16 protein-coding genes are annotated in these 12,550 nt (G+C 73.2%); 3 read left to right on the plus strand and 13 right to left on the minus strand.

Annotated features, from left to right (window positions below):
* Window positions 1–13: 13 nt before the first annotated feature.
* The 6 genes from ACZ6CZ_RS03070 to ACZ6CZ_RS03095 all read right to left on the minus strand — a co-directional run bounded on the left by ACZ6CZ_RS03070 (window position 14) and on the right by ACZ6CZ_RS03095 (window position 4,889).
* Window positions 14–1,060, minus strand: coding sequence for an NAD-dependent epimerase/dehydratase family protein (locus tag ACZ6CZ_RS03070; protein ID WP_469013841.1), 1,047 nt, complete (start codon window positions 1,058–1,060; stop codon window positions 14–16).
* 64 nt (window positions 1,061–1,124) lie between these two features.
* The gene (locus ACZ6CZ_RS03075; RefSeq protein WP_469013842.1) at window positions 1,125–1,757 is read right to left on the minus strand and encodes a winged helix-turn-helix domain-containing protein; all 633 of its coding nucleotides are present in this window, start codon (window positions 1,755–1,757) and stop codon (window positions 1,125–1,127) included.
* A 116-nt stretch (window positions 1,758–1,873) separates the two neighbouring features.
* On the minus strand, window positions 1,874–1,996 hold the full coding sequence (locus ACZ6CZ_RS03080; RefSeq protein WP_469013844.1) for a hypothetical protein: 123 nt from the start codon (window positions 1,994–1,996) through the stop codon (window positions 1,874–1,876).
* A gap of 199 nt (window positions 1,997–2,195) precedes the next feature.
* Window positions 2,196–3,224, minus strand: a complete 1,029-nt coding sequence (gene glnII / locus ACZ6CZ_RS03085; protein ID WP_469013846.1) for a glutamine synthetase — start codon at window positions 3,222–3,224, stop codon at window positions 2,196–2,198.
* A gap of 382 nt (window positions 3,225–3,606) precedes the next feature.
* Window positions 3,607–4,350, minus strand: a complete 744-nt coding sequence (locus ACZ6CZ_RS03090) for an RlpA-like double-psi beta-barrel domain-containing protein (RefSeq protein ID WP_469013848.1) — start codon at window positions 4,348–4,350, stop codon at window positions 3,607–3,609.
* Window positions 4,351–4,520: 170 nt separating this feature from the next.
* Window positions 4,521–4,889, minus strand: a complete 369-nt coding sequence (locus tag ACZ6CZ_RS03095) for an ArsC/Spx/MgsR family protein (RefSeq protein ID WP_469013850.1) — start codon at window positions 4,887–4,889, stop codon at window positions 4,521–4,523.
* A gap of 279 nt (window positions 4,890–5,168) precedes the next feature.
* Here ACZ6CZ_RS03095 and ACZ6CZ_RS03100 point away from each other — a divergent pair, with 279 nt between their 5' ends.
* Window positions 5,169–5,459, plus strand: coding sequence for a hypothetical protein (locus ACZ6CZ_RS03100; RefSeq protein WP_469013851.1), 291 nt, complete (start codon window positions 5,169–5,171; stop codon window positions 5,457–5,459).
* Window positions 5,460–5,507: 48 nt separating this feature from the next.
* On the opposite strand, the gene ACZ6CZ_RS03105 is transcribed toward ACZ6CZ_RS03100, so the two are convergent.
* Entirely contained in the window at window positions 5,508–6,716 is a 1,209-nt protein-coding gene (locus ACZ6CZ_RS03105; RefSeq protein WP_469013853.1) for a winged helix DNA-binding domain-containing protein, read from the minus strand.
* Window positions 6,717–6,977: 261 nt separating this feature from the next.
* Between ACZ6CZ_RS03105 and ACZ6CZ_RS03110 the strand changes: the two genes are divergently transcribed.
* Window positions 6,978–7,256 (plus strand): hypothetical protein, encoded by a 279-nt coding sequence (locus ACZ6CZ_RS03110; RefSeq protein WP_469013857.1) that lies wholly within the window; start codon window positions 6,978–6,980, stop codon window positions 7,254–7,256.
* Window positions 7,257–7,273: 17 nt separating this feature from the next.
* Here ACZ6CZ_RS03110 and pspAB read toward each other — a convergent pair whose 3' ends face one another.
* From pspAB to glnA, 4 genes are all read right to left on the minus strand, one after another.
* Window positions 7,274–7,858, minus strand: a complete 585-nt coding sequence (gene pspAB, locus ACZ6CZ_RS03115; protein WP_469013859.1) for a PspA-associated protein PspAB — start codon at window positions 7,856–7,858, stop codon at window positions 7,274–7,276.
* A gap of 80 nt (window positions 7,859–7,938) precedes the next feature.
* Window positions 7,939–8,856: a zinc metalloprotease HtpX gene (gene htpX, locus ACZ6CZ_RS03120; protein WP_469013860.1), complete on the minus strand. Its 918-nt coding sequence runs from the start codon at window positions 8,854–8,856 to the stop codon at window positions 7,939–7,941.
* 85 nt (window positions 8,857–8,941) lie between these two features.
* On the minus strand, window positions 8,942–9,199 hold the full coding sequence (locus tag ACZ6CZ_RS03125) for an SCO2583/SCO2584 N-terminal domain-containing protein (RefSeq protein WP_469013862.1): 258 nt from the start codon (window positions 9,197–9,199) through the stop codon (window positions 8,942–8,944).
* 160 nt (window positions 9,200–9,359) lie between these two features.
* A complete protein-coding gene (gene glnA, locus ACZ6CZ_RS03130; RefSeq protein ID WP_469013865.1) occupies window positions 9,360–10,769 on the minus strand; it encodes a type I glutamate--ammonia ligase in 1,410 nt (469 codons plus the stop codon).
* Window positions 10,770–10,991: 222 nt separating this feature from the next.
* On the opposite strand from glnA, the gene ACZ6CZ_RS03135 reads away from it, so the two are divergent.
* Entirely contained in the window at window positions 10,992–11,459 is a 468-nt protein-coding gene (locus ACZ6CZ_RS03135) for an RDD family protein (protein ID WP_469013866.1), read from the plus strand.
* Between the two features lie 92 nt (window positions 11,460–11,551).
* On the opposite strand, the gene ACZ6CZ_RS03140 is transcribed toward ACZ6CZ_RS03135, so the two are convergent.
* Together ACZ6CZ_RS03140 and ACZ6CZ_RS03145 are read right to left on the minus strand one after the other, a co-directional pair.
* Window positions 11,552–12,250, minus strand: a complete 699-nt coding sequence (locus tag ACZ6CZ_RS03140; protein WP_469013868.1) for a DUF4191 domain-containing protein — start codon at window positions 12,248–12,250, stop codon at window positions 11,552–11,554.
* A gap of 76 nt (window positions 12,251–12,326) precedes the next feature.
* Window positions 12,327–12,524 carry an SCO2195 family GlnR-regulated protein gene (locus ACZ6CZ_RS03145; protein WP_469013869.1) on the minus strand — a complete coding sequence of 66 codons (198 nt, stop codon included), beginning with the start codon at window positions 12,522–12,524 and terminating at the stop codon, window positions 12,327–12,329.
* Between the last annotated feature and the right edge of the window lie 26 nt (window positions 12,525–12,550).

Raw genomic sequence — 12,550 nt, forward strand, 5'->3', positions numbered from 1 at the left:
CCGCCGGCCGCGGTCACTGGTGCGAGGTCCCCCCTCCGGGGGTGGAGCTGGGTACACCCCCACCGGATGCCAGCACCCTCGCCTCCACCTCCGCATCGAGGCCCACGGCCGGCCGGTCCGGCCGTTGCGGGGCGCTGCCGCCGATCTCCGTCAGCCACCGCCAGGTGTCCGCGACCGTCTCCCGGGCCGGCCGGCACGTCAGCCCGGTGGCCAGCGCCCGCGACACGTCCGCGCGGTGCACGCTGTCGTACATCTCCCCGCCGGGCGGCACCCACACCGGCAGCTGGGTCCACGGCTCGATCCCGGCGCCGAGGACGGCGTCCGGGTCGGTCCAGCGCAGCTCGGCCGCCGCGCCGGTGACCCGGACGCAGGCGTCGAGGAGCCCGCCCATGGTGGTGTGACCGGGCGGCCCGGCCAGGTCGTACGGTCCGCTCAGCCGCCGCCGGACCGCGCCGAGGACCCAGTCGGCGAGGTCGCGCGCGTCGATGTACTGCACCGGCAGGTCGTGCGGGCCGGGCGCCAGCACGGGGCCGCCGCGCGCGATCCGGGTCAGCCACCAGGGCAGCCGCCCGACGTTCTCGTACGGACCGAGGATCAGCCCGGCCCGCACCAGCAGCGAGCCGTCCGCGCCGAAGGACTCCACGGCGGCCAGTTCGCCGCCCCGCTTGTCCCGGGCGTAGTCGGACGGCCCGGCGTCGGCGGCGGCGCCCTCCACCACCGCGGCGTCCGCACCGGCGCTGAGTGGCCAGGGCCAGGCGTACACCGACCGGCTGGAGACGTACACGTACCGCCCGGCGCGGCCCCGCAGCAGCCGGGCCGCGTCGCGCACCGCGCGGGGCCCGGCCGACCAGGTGTCCACCACGGCGTCCCAGCCGCCGCCGTCCGCGGCGAGCGCGGCCAGACCGCCGTCGGCGGTGCGGTCGCCGTGCAACGCCCGCACCCCGGCGGGCGGGAGGTGCCGGCCCCGGTGGAAGACGGTCACCTCCCAGCCGCGCCCGAGCGCGGCCTCCACCACGGCCCGCCCCACGAACTCCGTCCCGCCCAGCACAAGAAGTCTCATGCCGGGATCGTGCCCGGTGCGCGGGGAGCGGGGAAGACGGATCTGCCGACGGCAGAGCGGCCGGTCAGCGCCCGGTCGGCGGGGTGTACTTGTAGCCGACCCGGCGCACCGTCTGGATGGCCCTGCGGTGCTCGGCGCCCAGCTTGCGGCGCAGCCGGGCGATGTGCACGTCGACGGTACGGCCGTCGCCGACGTGGCCGTACCCCCACACCGTGGTCACCAGCTGGTCGCGGGTGTGCACCCGGTGGGGGTGCGCCACGAGGTGCGCCAGCAGCTCGAACTCCAGGTAGGTCAGGTCGAGTTCACGGCCGTCGACCTGGGCGGTGCGCCGTACGCCGTCGACCCGCACGAGCGGTTCGCCGGCCGCGGGCACGGCCGGGGCCGCCGCCGTCGCGGCACCTGCCACGGTGTCGGCCACGGTGTCGGTGTGCGGGTGGTCCGGTACGGCGACCGGTGCGAAGGGCGGGAACGGCGGCTGCTGGTCGGCCGGCACCAGCAGCAGGTAACCGACCATCGGCGGCTGGCCGGGCAGGGTGGGCAGGGCGTGCTGCGGCGCGGGCAGCCAGGTGGCGCCCGGCGGCAGGAAGTCCGCGACGTCGACCACCTCGTCCCGGTCGACGGCACGCAGCCGGTGCCGCGGGGCGGCCGGGGACGGGGCGGTGAGGGTGGCGGTGGTCAGGGAACGGGTGGTCGCCATGAGAGGTCAGCTCTTTCGCGCGAGAGGTTCGTCGATGAGGACGGCGGCCGCGATTCGTGGTCGGGCGCGCCGGGACGTACTCGTTCCGCGCTGGCCGAAGGCCGGGTTGTACGGCTTTAGAGGGCCGGCGCGTTCATCGCGCGGCAACACACCCGGTCGAAGTCATGGTGCTGACGGGAAGGCCAGAACGGCTCGAGGTCATGGCGACCCGTCGCGGTGTTCTTCTGGTAGCTGGCCATGCGCCCATTGAAGCAGACACCCGCCCGTTACAGGAGCCTTCTCTCACTGGGTGGACGTTTCCCGTCGCCGGACCCTCCCCGCGCCGTCGCCGGGACGGGCCGCGCGCCGCCGCCGGGTGCCGTCCGGCGGCATGCGCGAGGGGCGCCCACCGTCGCGGTGGGCGCCCCTCGGGACAACAGGCGGGAGAGCGGGGGCCGGTCAGACCTGGTTGGCCTTCTCCAGCGCCGAGCAGCAGGTGTCGACCAGCAGACGGGTCACCACGTACGGGTCGACGTTGGCGTTGGGACGGCGGTCCTCGATGTAGCCCTTGCCGTCCTTCTCCACCTGCCACGGGATGCGGACCGAGGCGCCGCGGTCGGACACGCCGTAGGAGTACTGGTCCCAGGGGGCCGTCTCGTGCAGGCCGGTGAGGCGGTCGTCGATGCCGGCGCCGTAGTTCTTGACGTGGTCCAGCGGCTTGGAGCCCTCGCCGAGCGACTCGCAGGCGGTGAGGATCGCGTCGTAGCCCTTGCGCATCGCCTTGGTGGAGAAGTTGGTGTGCGCGCCCGCGCCGTTCCAGTCGCCCTTGACCGGCTTGGGGTCGAGGGTGGCGGAGACGCCGAAGTCCTCGGCGGTGCGGTAGAGCAGCCAGCGGGCCACCCACAGCTGGTCGGAGACCTCCAGCGGGCTGACCGGGCCGACCTGGAACTCCCACTGGCCCGGCATGACCTCGGCGTTGATGCCGGAGATGGCCAGGCCCGCCTTCAGGCAGTTGTCCAGGTGCGCCTCGACCACGTCACGGCCGAAGATCTCGTCGGCGCCGACACCGCAGTAGTAGCCGCCCTGCGGGGCCGGGAAGCCGCCCTCGGGGAAGCCCAGGGGACGGGAGCCGTCGAAGAAGGTGTACTCCTGCTCGATGCCGAAGATCGGCTCCTGCGCGGCGAACCGCTCCGCCACCTCGGCCAGCGCGGCCCGGGTGTTGGTGGGGTGCGGGGCGAGGTCGATGGTGAGCACCTCGCACAGGACGAGGATGTCGTCCCCGCCGCGGATCGGGTCCGGGCAGGAGAAGACCGGCTTGAGCACACAGTCCGAGGCGTGGCCCTCGGCCTGGTTGGTGGAGGACCCGTCGAAGCCCCAGATCGGCAGTTCCTGACCCTTGGCGTCGTCCGTGAGGATCTTCGTCTTCGAACGGAGCTTGGCCGTCGGCTGGGTGCCGTCGATCCAGATGTACTCAGCCTTGAAGCTCACGGGCCACATCCTTCGGGGGTGGGTCTGGGCGCACTTGCGGGTGCTGCGGTGCCGCGGCACCGGAGCACCGCGTGGATACGCCCGGCAGCCTGTCAACAGGCGATTTCCCGGCCGTTGCCCGTAGGTGAACCACGTGTTACCTGGTGTTCGTGTGCCGCGCCTCACACGGTGAGGACGGCCGCGCGGGGCAGGGGCGCCGCCCCCGGCGCCCCGCGCCGCCGCTCGCGGCGGCCGTAGGGCGGCCCCGCCACGGCTCGGGCACCCGCGGGTTGCGTACGACCGCCCGCCCGGTCACCCGGGCACGGCGGAGGGCCGGGCCGCGCCGATGCCCCCGGACGCGACCCGGCCCTCTCTCACCGGTCGTCTCGCTGCCGCCCCGGCCTCACCCCACCTTCTCGATCAGCGCCCGGCGGATCAGGAACTTGCCGGGCTCCCGGACCTGTTCGAAGGCGGCGTTGTTCAGCAGCGCGCAACTGCCGGACACCGAGGTCACCTTCACGGTCGTGGACTTGTTGTTGTCCAGGTTGGTCACCTTCAGGGTCGTGCCCGCCGGGAACTGGTTGCTGGACGCCGCCGGGGCGCCGCCCTCGCCGGAGAGCGTGACGGTGGAGCCGGCGCACACCTGCCGGCCCGAACCCGCGGCGGCGCTCTGCGAGGGCTGCGCACCCTGCTGCCCGGCCGCCTGGTCCCCGGCCGCCTGTCCCGCGCCCTGCTGACCGTTGCCCTGCTGGGCCCCGGCCGTTTGGGTTCCGCCCTGCTGACCGTTGCCCTGCCGGCCGCCCTGCGCCGCCTGGGGGTCCTGAGCCGACTCCCCGACGACGCAGCCGGCCGCCTTCTGCTGGACCTTGATCTGCGCGATGACCGCCTCGCGGTTGGTGATCCGGGCCGCCGACTGCGCGTCCGGTGCCGCCCGCTGGCCGTCGATGAACTTCTGGTTGTTGCCCAGCGCCGTGGCCAGTCCCTGGCAGACGGTCGAGTCCGCGGCGGACAGCGTTCTGGCGCCCTGCGGCCCCTGCGCGGCGTTCGAGGTGGACGCCAGGGCGAAGGCCCCGCCGCCCGCCACCGCCGCGGCACTGACGAGCAGCGCGACCTTCTTCTTCGTGCCGAGAGTTCTCCTGCGCGACATCCGCGCCTCCTGAAGAGGTAGGGGAGCGTACGCCGCTATGTACGAGATACCGAACGAGGTTGCTCAGCGGTCACAGAAGACGCACAAGTGGCGTACGCCACACGGATCATGGCGCCAGGGCTGGGCGGAGGGGCGAGGGGGAGGTGGGCAGGTGGGGAGGTGCGGCCCGCTCAGCTCGTGCCGCGGGACAGCGCCTCCCGCACCGCCTCCTCGCTGCGCGCCACGAGCGCCGTCCCGTCGTCGGCCGTGATGATCGGCCGCTGGATCAGCGCGGGGTGTGCGGCGAGCGCCGCGATCCACCGGTCCCGCGCGGCCTCGTCCCGGGGCCAGCCGCCGATCCCCAGCTCCCGGGCGGCCGCCTCCTGGGTGCGGGTGATGTCCCACGGCTCCAGGCCCAGCCGCTCCAGCACGGCCTTGATCTCGTCCTCGCCCGGCACGTCCTCCAGGTAGCGCCGGACGGTGTACTCGGCCCCCTCGGCGTCGAGCAGGCCGATCGCGCTGCGGCACTTGGAACAGGCCGGATTGATCCAGATCTCCATGCCCCCAACGTAGCCGAGACCCGGCCGCGCGCCGACCCGGGAGGCCGCCGTGGCGGACACGGTCCCCGATCGTCGTGTTCGAATTTCCCGGCGCCCCACCCGTCCCTCCCGCAGCAGCGGTGACAGCACGTCAATTACCGCTTCCACCAGGCCATTTGTCGAACCGTGCGATCCGTCCGATTGTCAGTGGCGGGCAGTAGACTGGAGGAAGTGTTCGAGGGTCAACCGGAGTTGCCGAAGGCTCCGGTGGAAGGCCCTGATCGCGACAGGAGGATGCTTGTGCCCGCTGCCGCACTGAAGCCGGAGCCGAAGGCGACGGTTACGTTCCCGACCGCCCAGTCCCTCGTGAAGCGTCCGCTGCCGGCCGGACGGCCGCGCGAGTGGTACGTCGCCCACAACCGGCGTCTGAAGGCCATGCGCCTCGCCATCGCGCTGCTCGACTCCGGTGTCTATCTGCCCGCCCAGGCCCGCGACGAGACGATACGGAGCACGGCCCGGCGCGTCGGGATCCACCCGCCGTCGGACACCACGTGCCACATGGTGCGGGCGCTGATGCGCTACAGCCGCTGAGCCGCCCGGTGCCGGACGCTCACTCCTGACAGGGCGTCCGGCACCGGGTCACGCCGACAGCTCCCGCTCCAGCGGGGTCCTGAACCGCGGCGTCACCCTGGTCGCCCCCAGCCACGCCCGCAGCCGCTCCGCCTCCGCGGCGACCGCCGGCCCGGCCTCCCGCCGCACACCCGGGTCGGGGACGCGCCAGACGACCTCGCCGTCGGGACGTTGGGCCCAGCCGCCCACCACCCGCCCGTTCCACCACACCGTCGGCCCGACGTTGCCGCTGCCGTCGAAGAGGAGCGGGCGCAGCTCGGGGGAGAGGTACCAGTCCCGCTCCCGCCACCCCATGGCGGTCGGGTCGAGAGCGGGCAGCAGGGCCACCCAGGGCTCCTCGGGCTCCGGTACGGCGTCGAGGTCCCCGTCGGCGACGTATCCCGTGCCGTCGTCCAGCGACACCTCCCGGGCCCCGGTCGCGGCCAGGGCCCGGCGGACCTCCGTCACCCGCCACCCCGTCCACCAGGTGAGGTCGGCCTCCGTCGCGGGCCCGCACACCGCGAGCCACCGGCGCAGCAGCTCGGCCTGGGCCCCGGCCGGGTCCAGTTCCGGATGCCCGGGCGCCGGTGCCCAGCGGAACTGGCTGGACGTCCAGGAGCCCAGCGGCCGCCCGCGGACCACCTTGCCCTCGACGCCCAGCACGCGCAGCAGGCGGCCGGAGACGGTGTGGACGCCCTCGTAGCTCTTGCCGGCCGCGTACACGAACCGCTCGCGCAGCCGCGGCTCGTCCGCCGCCAGCTCCGCCGCGGTCGCCTGCCCGCGGCGGGCCAGCGCCGCGAGGGCCGCCGCCTCCACGTCCGCCAGCCAGGCCGCGTCCGGTGCGCCCGCCTTCGCCATGTCCTTCAGCAGCGAGGCGCGTTCGCGGGCGGCCACCGCACGGCCGGTCGAGGCGTGCACGACCGCCGTCAGCTCCGCGGGGAACACGAACACCGTGTGCCGCATGCCGTGCATGCGCACCAGCGTGCGGTCCTCGTACAAGGCCCGTTCCGTCGCCGCCACCGCCCCGGCCGGGTCGGCCAGCCGGGCGGCCACCGCCAGGTGCACCGTCGCCGGGTCCGTGCCGTGCAGCGCCACCAGGGAAGCGGCGACCTGCTCGGGGCTCGCCGCCCGCGCGGTGGCGGCCAGGCGGTGGCGCAGCGCCAGCCGTGCCCGGCGCTCCGCCGCACCGATGTGCCGCAGCCGCCCCCCGCCGTCCCGCGCCCGCCCGTTCCCGCTCATACCGGCCTCCGTCCGTCCCGTCCGTGCCGCCGGGGCCGGCACGCCCGCCGGCCCGGGGGCATCATCGCCGACGCCACTGACAACGGGCCCGGCCGCCGGGCCCGTTCGCCCCGTACGGGCGGAAAACGGGATGCGGGGCGTACGGCCGTCTCCCTACGCTGGACATCCGCCGGACAGACACCGCGAAACCGGCACTTCACCCGATCCGGCCCCGGCGCCCCGCGCGGCGGAGCCGGCCCGTCCACCGAACGGAGGCGTGTCATGGGGACCCTCGTCCTGTCCGGGACCGCCGTCCTGGTGATCCTCGGATTCGGCAACCACGTCTACTGGCTGGCGGCCGTCGCCGTGCTCGTCCTCTACCTGCGCCGGGGACGGGACACACCGGCGCCGCCCACGTCCGGCACGGGCACCGGCGCGGGCGTGCCCGGCTCGTACCGGGCCTACCGCGAGCGCCGCGACCTCCAGGCCAAGTGGGAGCGCCGCTACCGCCGCGAGCGCCCCCGCGAGAGCCGCGGGCAGCGGGAGAACAGCGGCAGGTGAGGGCGGGGCGCCCCCAGTCACAGTCCGGGGGCGCCCCACACCGGGAACCAGCGGCCCAGGTCCGGCTCGACCCGCAGTTCGTCCGTGAGCGCCGCCCGCACCTGGAGTTCCAGCGCGCCGTCCCGCCGCTCCCCGGCACCGGGGAGCGGGGCGAAGGGGTAGAAGGTGCCCCGCTTGTACAGGTACACCAGGGCCAGCGCGCGGCCGGTGCCGTCGGTGAACGCGGCCAGGGAGCACAGCAGCTGCGGGCCGAAACCGGCGGCCTCCAGGGCGCTGTTCACCGCGTGCAGGTCGTTGACCAGCTGCGGCAGCTGCTCCGGGGTCCGCCGGGAGACCAGCCAGCAGTAGCCGTAGTCGTCCCGGAGCAGCTCGACCGGGGGGCCGGTGCGGTCGGTGTCGGCGTCCAGCAGCTCCCGCACCTCCTGGCGGGTCCGCTCGAAGGCCGCGCCCTCGACCGCGGCGAAGCACACCGCGCCCTGCCCGGCCGGGGCGAACCCGGTCGCCGCCTGGAGCGTCACGGCCGCCGACGGCAGCCCGAACAACCGGTCCAGGTCGGGCGCGACCGGTCGCGTACGGCCCAGCAGGATGTCCAGCAGCCCCATCCTCGGCTTCCCTCCTCGACCTCGAACCGCGTCCGCGGCCTCGACCCGCGTTTCGCGGCCTGTCCTCCCGGCCCGCGTCCTCAGCCCGTGGTCTCCGGGGCCGCCGCCTCACCCAGCTCGGCGGAGATCCGGCCCAGCTGCTCCAGCCGCTGCTCCAGGCTCGGGTGCGTGGAGAACAGCCGGGCGATGCCGGGTCCGGCGCCGAGCGCCGGGGTGAAGTAGAACGCGTTGAAGGCCTGGGCCGTACGCAGGTCCCGGGCCGGGATGCGGGCGATGTCCCCGGAGACCTTCGTCAGCGCGGCGGCCAGCACCGAGGGACGGCCGGTGAGGTGCGCCGCCGCCCGGTCGGCCGCCAGCTCCCGGTACCTGGACAGCGCCCGGATCAGCAGGAAGCTGAGCGCGTACACGGCCGCCGAGACGCAGATCACCGCCGCGAACACCGCCGCGGTGTTCTGGTCCCGGCGGCCCCGCAGCAGCTGGGAGTAGAACGCGAAGCGCACCATCAGCCCGGCGATCACCCCGAGGAAGGACGCCACGGTGATCACCGCGACGTCCTTGTGCGCCACGTGCGCCAGCTCGTGCGCGAGCACGCCCTCCAGCTCGGCGGGGTCCAGCCGGTGCAGCAGGCCGGTGGTCACGCAGAGCACCGCGTGGTCGGGGTTGCGCCCGGTGGCGAACGCGTTCGGCATGTCGGTGGGCGCCACCGCGACCGCGGGCCGGGGCATGTCCGCCTGCGCGCACAGCCGGTCCACCACGCCGTGCAGCCCCGGATACTCCGCGCGCTCCACGATCCGGCCGCGCATCGCGTACAGCGCGACCCGGTCGGAGAACCAGTACTGGGCGCCGAGCAGGGCGGCCGCGACCACCACGACCAGCACCCACGACTTCAGCAGCACGATCAGCGCGGCCACGAACCCCACGTACAGCAGTCCCAGCAGGAACAGCGTGACGCCCATGCGCGCGGTCAACCGCCGATCGCTCCGGAAGCGGCTTCGCATCTCGCCTCACCCCGCAGTCAGGCACTCGTCCCGCTGTCCAGTGTGCACCTGCGTGCCCGCGGGCGACCCGCCCGGTGGCGACCGCCTAGTACGGCGAGCGGTACTGGGCGTAGCCGAGCAGGAATATCACCGCGGCCACGCAGCCGAGCACGACGGCCGTCGAGACCCAGGACGAGCGGCGCGGTCCCACCGGGCCGGGGTCGGCCCGGAAGGGGGCCGGGTCCGGGGGGTTCTCCTTCCAGCGGGCGGCGAGCATCCGGGCCCGGGCGGAGGGCTCCTTGTGTTCCGCCGAATTCGCCCACCTGTGGTCGAACTCGCGCTCCCAGTCGTCCAGTTCAGACATCCCCGTGCAACCTCTCTCGTCCGACGGATCAGGAGGGATGATCCCCCGAGAGTAGGAAGCTTGGAAAGCGGCAATGGTTGTACGCCCGCCCGCTCACGACGAAGCCCCCCGGCCGCTCTCCGAAAGAGAGGGCCGAGGGGCGTGCCGGGGTACCCGTCCGTCACACGTCGAAGTACAGCTCGAACTCGTGCGGGTGCGGACGCAGCTGGAGCGGCGCGATCTCGTTCGTGCGCTTGAAGTCGATCCACGTCTCGATCAGGTCCGACGTGAACACGTCGCCCGCGAGGAGGAACTCGTGGTCGGCCTCGAGGGAGTCCAGGACGGCCGGGAGCGAGGTCGGCACCTGCGGGACGCCCGCGTGCTCCTCGGGGGCCAGCTCGTACAGGTCCTTGTCGATCGGCTCGGCCGGCTCGATCTTGTTCTTGATGCCGTCCAGGCCCGCCATCAGCAGGGCGGAGAACGCCAGGTACGGGTTGCCGGAGGAGTCGGGCGCGCGGAACTCGACGCGCTTGGCCTTCGGGTTCGAACCGGTGATCGGGATACGCATCGCGGCGGAGCGGTTGCGCTGCGAGTACACCAGGTTCACCGGCGCCTCGAAGCCCGGCACCAGGCGGTGGTAGGAGTTGACCGTCGGGTTGGTGAAGGCCAGCAGCGACGGGGCGTGCTTGAGGATGCCGCCGATGTAGTAGCGGGCGGTGTCCGACAGGCCGGCGTAGCCCTGCTCGTCGTAGAACAGCGGGTCGCCGTTGGTCCACAGCGACTGGTGCACGTGCATGCCCGAGCCGTTGTCACCGAAGATCGGCTTCGGCATGAAGGTCGCGGTCTTGCCGTTGCGCCAGGCCACGTTCTTCACGATGTACTTGAAGAGCTGGAGGTCGTCGGCCGCGGCGAGCAGCGTGTTGAACTTGTAGTTGATCTCGGCCTGACCGGCGGTGCCCACCTCGTGGTGCTGGCGCTCGACCTTCAGGCCGGACCGCTCCAGCTCCAGGGAGATCTCGGCGCGCAGGTCGGCGAAGTGGTCGACCGGGGCGACCGGGAAGTAGCCGCCCTTGTAGCGGACCTTGTACCCGCGGTTGTTCTCCACGGACCCGGTGTTCCAGGCGCCGGCCTCGGAGTCGATGTGGTAGAAGGACTCGTTCGCGCTGGTGGCGAAGCGGACGGAGTCGAAGACGTAGAACTCGGCCTCGGGGCCGAAGTACGCGGTGTCGGCGATCCCGGTGGAGGTGAGGTACGCCTCGGCCTTCTTCGCCACGTTGCGCGGGTCACGGGAGTACTGCTCGCCCGTGATCGGGTCGTGGATGAAGAAGTTGATGTTGAGCGTCTTGTCCCGGCGGAACGGGTCCACCCGGGCGGTGGACAGGTCGGCGCGCAGGGCCATGTCGGACTCGTGAATGGCCTGGAAGCCACGGATCGAGGACCCGTCGAAGGCCAGCTCCTCGTCCGCGTCGAACGCCTCGACGGGCACCGTGAAGTGCTGCATGACGCCCGGCAGGTCGCAGAAGCGGACGTCGACGAACTTGACGTCCTCGTCCGCGATGAACTTCTTGGCCTCGTCGGCGTTCTGGAACATCCAGCTCCTCCTACTCCCGACCGTCGACGCCGGGGTGGTAGTTCGTTCGTGCGGCCAGTGCGGTGGCACACGCTGACCTCGACCCTAGGGACGGGTGATTTCTCGGGCGTGACCCATTTGTTTCGCAGAAGTTAACCAGCCCTGGGTCCACCGTAGCCCCCACACACCCCGACGCCACCCCCGGCCCCCGGTGGGAAGGCGGGGCCGCAGTACCGTGGACGGGTGGACAACAGGCAAGCAATCGGATCATGGCTGTCCGGACCGCGCGCGGCCATGGAGGACGCCGGCGCCGAGTTCGGCTACCGGGGCGAGCAGCTCGGCCTCCCCGAGGAGGGACCGGGCTCGATCGCGCGTCCCGGGCGGCGGCTCGGCGCGCTGGCCGTGGACTGGGCCCTGTGCGAGTTGATCGCATACGGCCTGATCACCGACGGCTACACGCCCGCCACCGCCAACTGGGCGCTGCTGGTCTTCCTCGTCCTGGGCGTCCTGACGGTCGGCACGATCGGCAGCACCCCGGGCAAGCGGCTGTTCGGCGTCCGCGTGGTCGGCGTCGCCACCGGCCGCGTCCAGCCGCTGCGCGCGCTGCTGCGGACCGTGCTGCTGTGCCTGGCGGTGCCGGCCCTGATCTGGGACCGCGACGGCCGCGGCCTGCACGACAGGCTCGCCGGGACCGTCGAGGTGCGCGCCTGACCGGCGCCGGGAGCGTGCGACGGAGCGGGACCGTACGACGAAGGGGGCGCCCGGAGTGATCCGGGCGCCCCCTTTCTCGTCCGTACGAGGGGTCAGCGGGTCTTTCCGCCGCGGGGCATCCGCATGCCCTTGGGCATCGGGCCCTTCGGCAGCGGCATGTTGCTCATCAGGTCGCCCAGGGCCCGCAGCCGGTCGTTGGTCGCGGTCACCTGCGGGCCGGTCAGCACGCGCGGGAACTTCAGCATGGTCGTGCGCAGCTTCTTCAGCTCGACCTGGCCCTCGCCCGTGCCGACGATCACGTCGTGCACCGGCACGTCCGCGACGATCCTGGCCATCTTCCGCTTCTCGGCGGCCAGCAGGCTCTTGACCCGGTTGGGGTTGCCCTCGGCGACCAGCACGATGCCGGCCTTGCCCACCGCCCGGTGCACCACGTCCTGGCTGCGGTTCATCGCGATCGCCGGTGTCGTCGTCCAGCCCCGGCCGATGTTGTCCAGCACGGCCGCGGCGGCGCCCGGCTGGCCCTCCATCTGCCCGAAGGCGGCCCGTTCCGCACGGCGGCCGAAGACGATCGCCGTCGCGAGGAAGGCGAGCAACAGCCCGGCGACGCCGAGATAGATGGGGTGACCGATCAGGAAGCCGATCGCGAGGAAGACACCGAAGGTGATGATGCCGACTGCCGCGAGCACAAGACCGATCGTTTTGTCGGCCTTGCGGGTCATCTTGTAGGTCAGGGCGATCTGCTTCAGTCGCCCGGGGTTCGCGGCGTCCGCCGCGGTTTCCTTCCTCGCCATGCCACGAAGTCTACGTGGCCCGGGGAGCGCCGACGACGGCGGTGCCCGGCGGGCGGCGGGGGGATCGCAGGCCGGGTCAGAGGCGGGTGGCGGCCTGGTCCAGGACGCGCTGCGCCTCGACCCGGTCCTTGGCGCGGCGGCGGTCCTCCAGGACGGAGGTCCAGGCGTTGCGGCGGGCGGTGCGCTGGCCGCTGCTGAGCAGCAGCGACTCCACGGCGCGCAGCGCGTCGGTGACGGACGGGATGGCGGTGGCGCGGACGGGTGCGGCCTGCATGGCGGAGGTCCCCCCTCGGTAAGGGT

Source organism: Streptomyces sp. NPDC041135, assembly GCF_055592085.1.

What these genes read in the sequence shown, in the direction of transcription:
- ACZ6CZ_RS03070 (WP_469013841.1), bottom strand. Translation starts at nt 1,060, where the DNA reads ATGAGACTTCTTGTGCTGGGCGGGACGGAGTTCGTGGGGCGGGCCGTG.
- ACZ6CZ_RS03075 (WP_469013842.1), bottom strand. Translation starts at nt 1,757, where the DNA reads ATGGCGACCACCCGTTCCCTGACCACCGCCACCCTCACCGCCCCGTCC.
- ACZ6CZ_RS03080 (WP_469013844.1), bottom strand. Translation starts at nt 1,996, where the DNA reads ATGGCCAGCTACCAGAAGAACACCGCGACGGGTCGCCATGACCTCGAG.
- ACZ6CZ_RS03090 (WP_469013848.1), bottom strand. Translation starts at nt 4,350, where the DNA reads ATGTCGCGCAGGAGAACTCTCGGCACGAAGAAGAAGGTCGCGCTGCTC.
- ACZ6CZ_RS03095 (WP_469013850.1), bottom strand. Translation starts at nt 4,889, where the DNA reads ATGGAGATCTGGATCAATCCGGCCTGTTCCAAGTGCCGCAGCGCGATC.
- ACZ6CZ_RS03105 (WP_469013853.1), bottom strand. Translation starts at nt 6,716, where the DNA reads ATGAGCGGGAACGGGCGGGCGCGGGACGGCGGGGGGCGGCTGCGGCAC.
- ACZ6CZ_RS03110 (WP_469013857.1), top strand. Translation starts at nt 6,978, where the DNA reads ATGGGGACCCTCGTCCTGTCCGGGACCGCCGTCCTGGTGATCCTCGGA.
- pspAB (WP_469013859.1), bottom strand. Translation starts at nt 7,858, where the DNA reads ATGGGGCTGCTGGACATCCTGCTGGGCCGTACGCGACCGGTCGCGCCC.
- htpX (WP_469013860.1), bottom strand. Translation starts at nt 8,856, where the DNA reads ATGCGAAGCCGCTTCCGGAGCGATCGGCGGTTGACCGCGCGCATGGGC.
- ACZ6CZ_RS03125 (WP_469013862.1), bottom strand. Translation starts at nt 9,199, where the DNA reads ATGTCTGAACTGGACGACTGGGAGCGCGAGTTCGACCACAGGTGGGCG.
- glnA (WP_469013865.1), bottom strand. Translation starts at nt 10,769, where the DNA reads ATGTTCCAGAACGCCGACGAGGCCAAGAAGTTCATCGCGGACGAGGAC.
- ACZ6CZ_RS03140 (WP_469013868.1), bottom strand. Translation starts at nt 12,250, where the DNA reads ATGGCGAGGAAGGAAACCGCGGCGGACGCCGCGAACCCCGGGCGACTG.
- ACZ6CZ_RS03145 (WP_469013869.1), bottom strand. Translation starts at nt 12,524, where the DNA reads ATGCAGGCCGCACCCGTCCGCGCCACCGCCATCCCGTCCGTCACCGAC.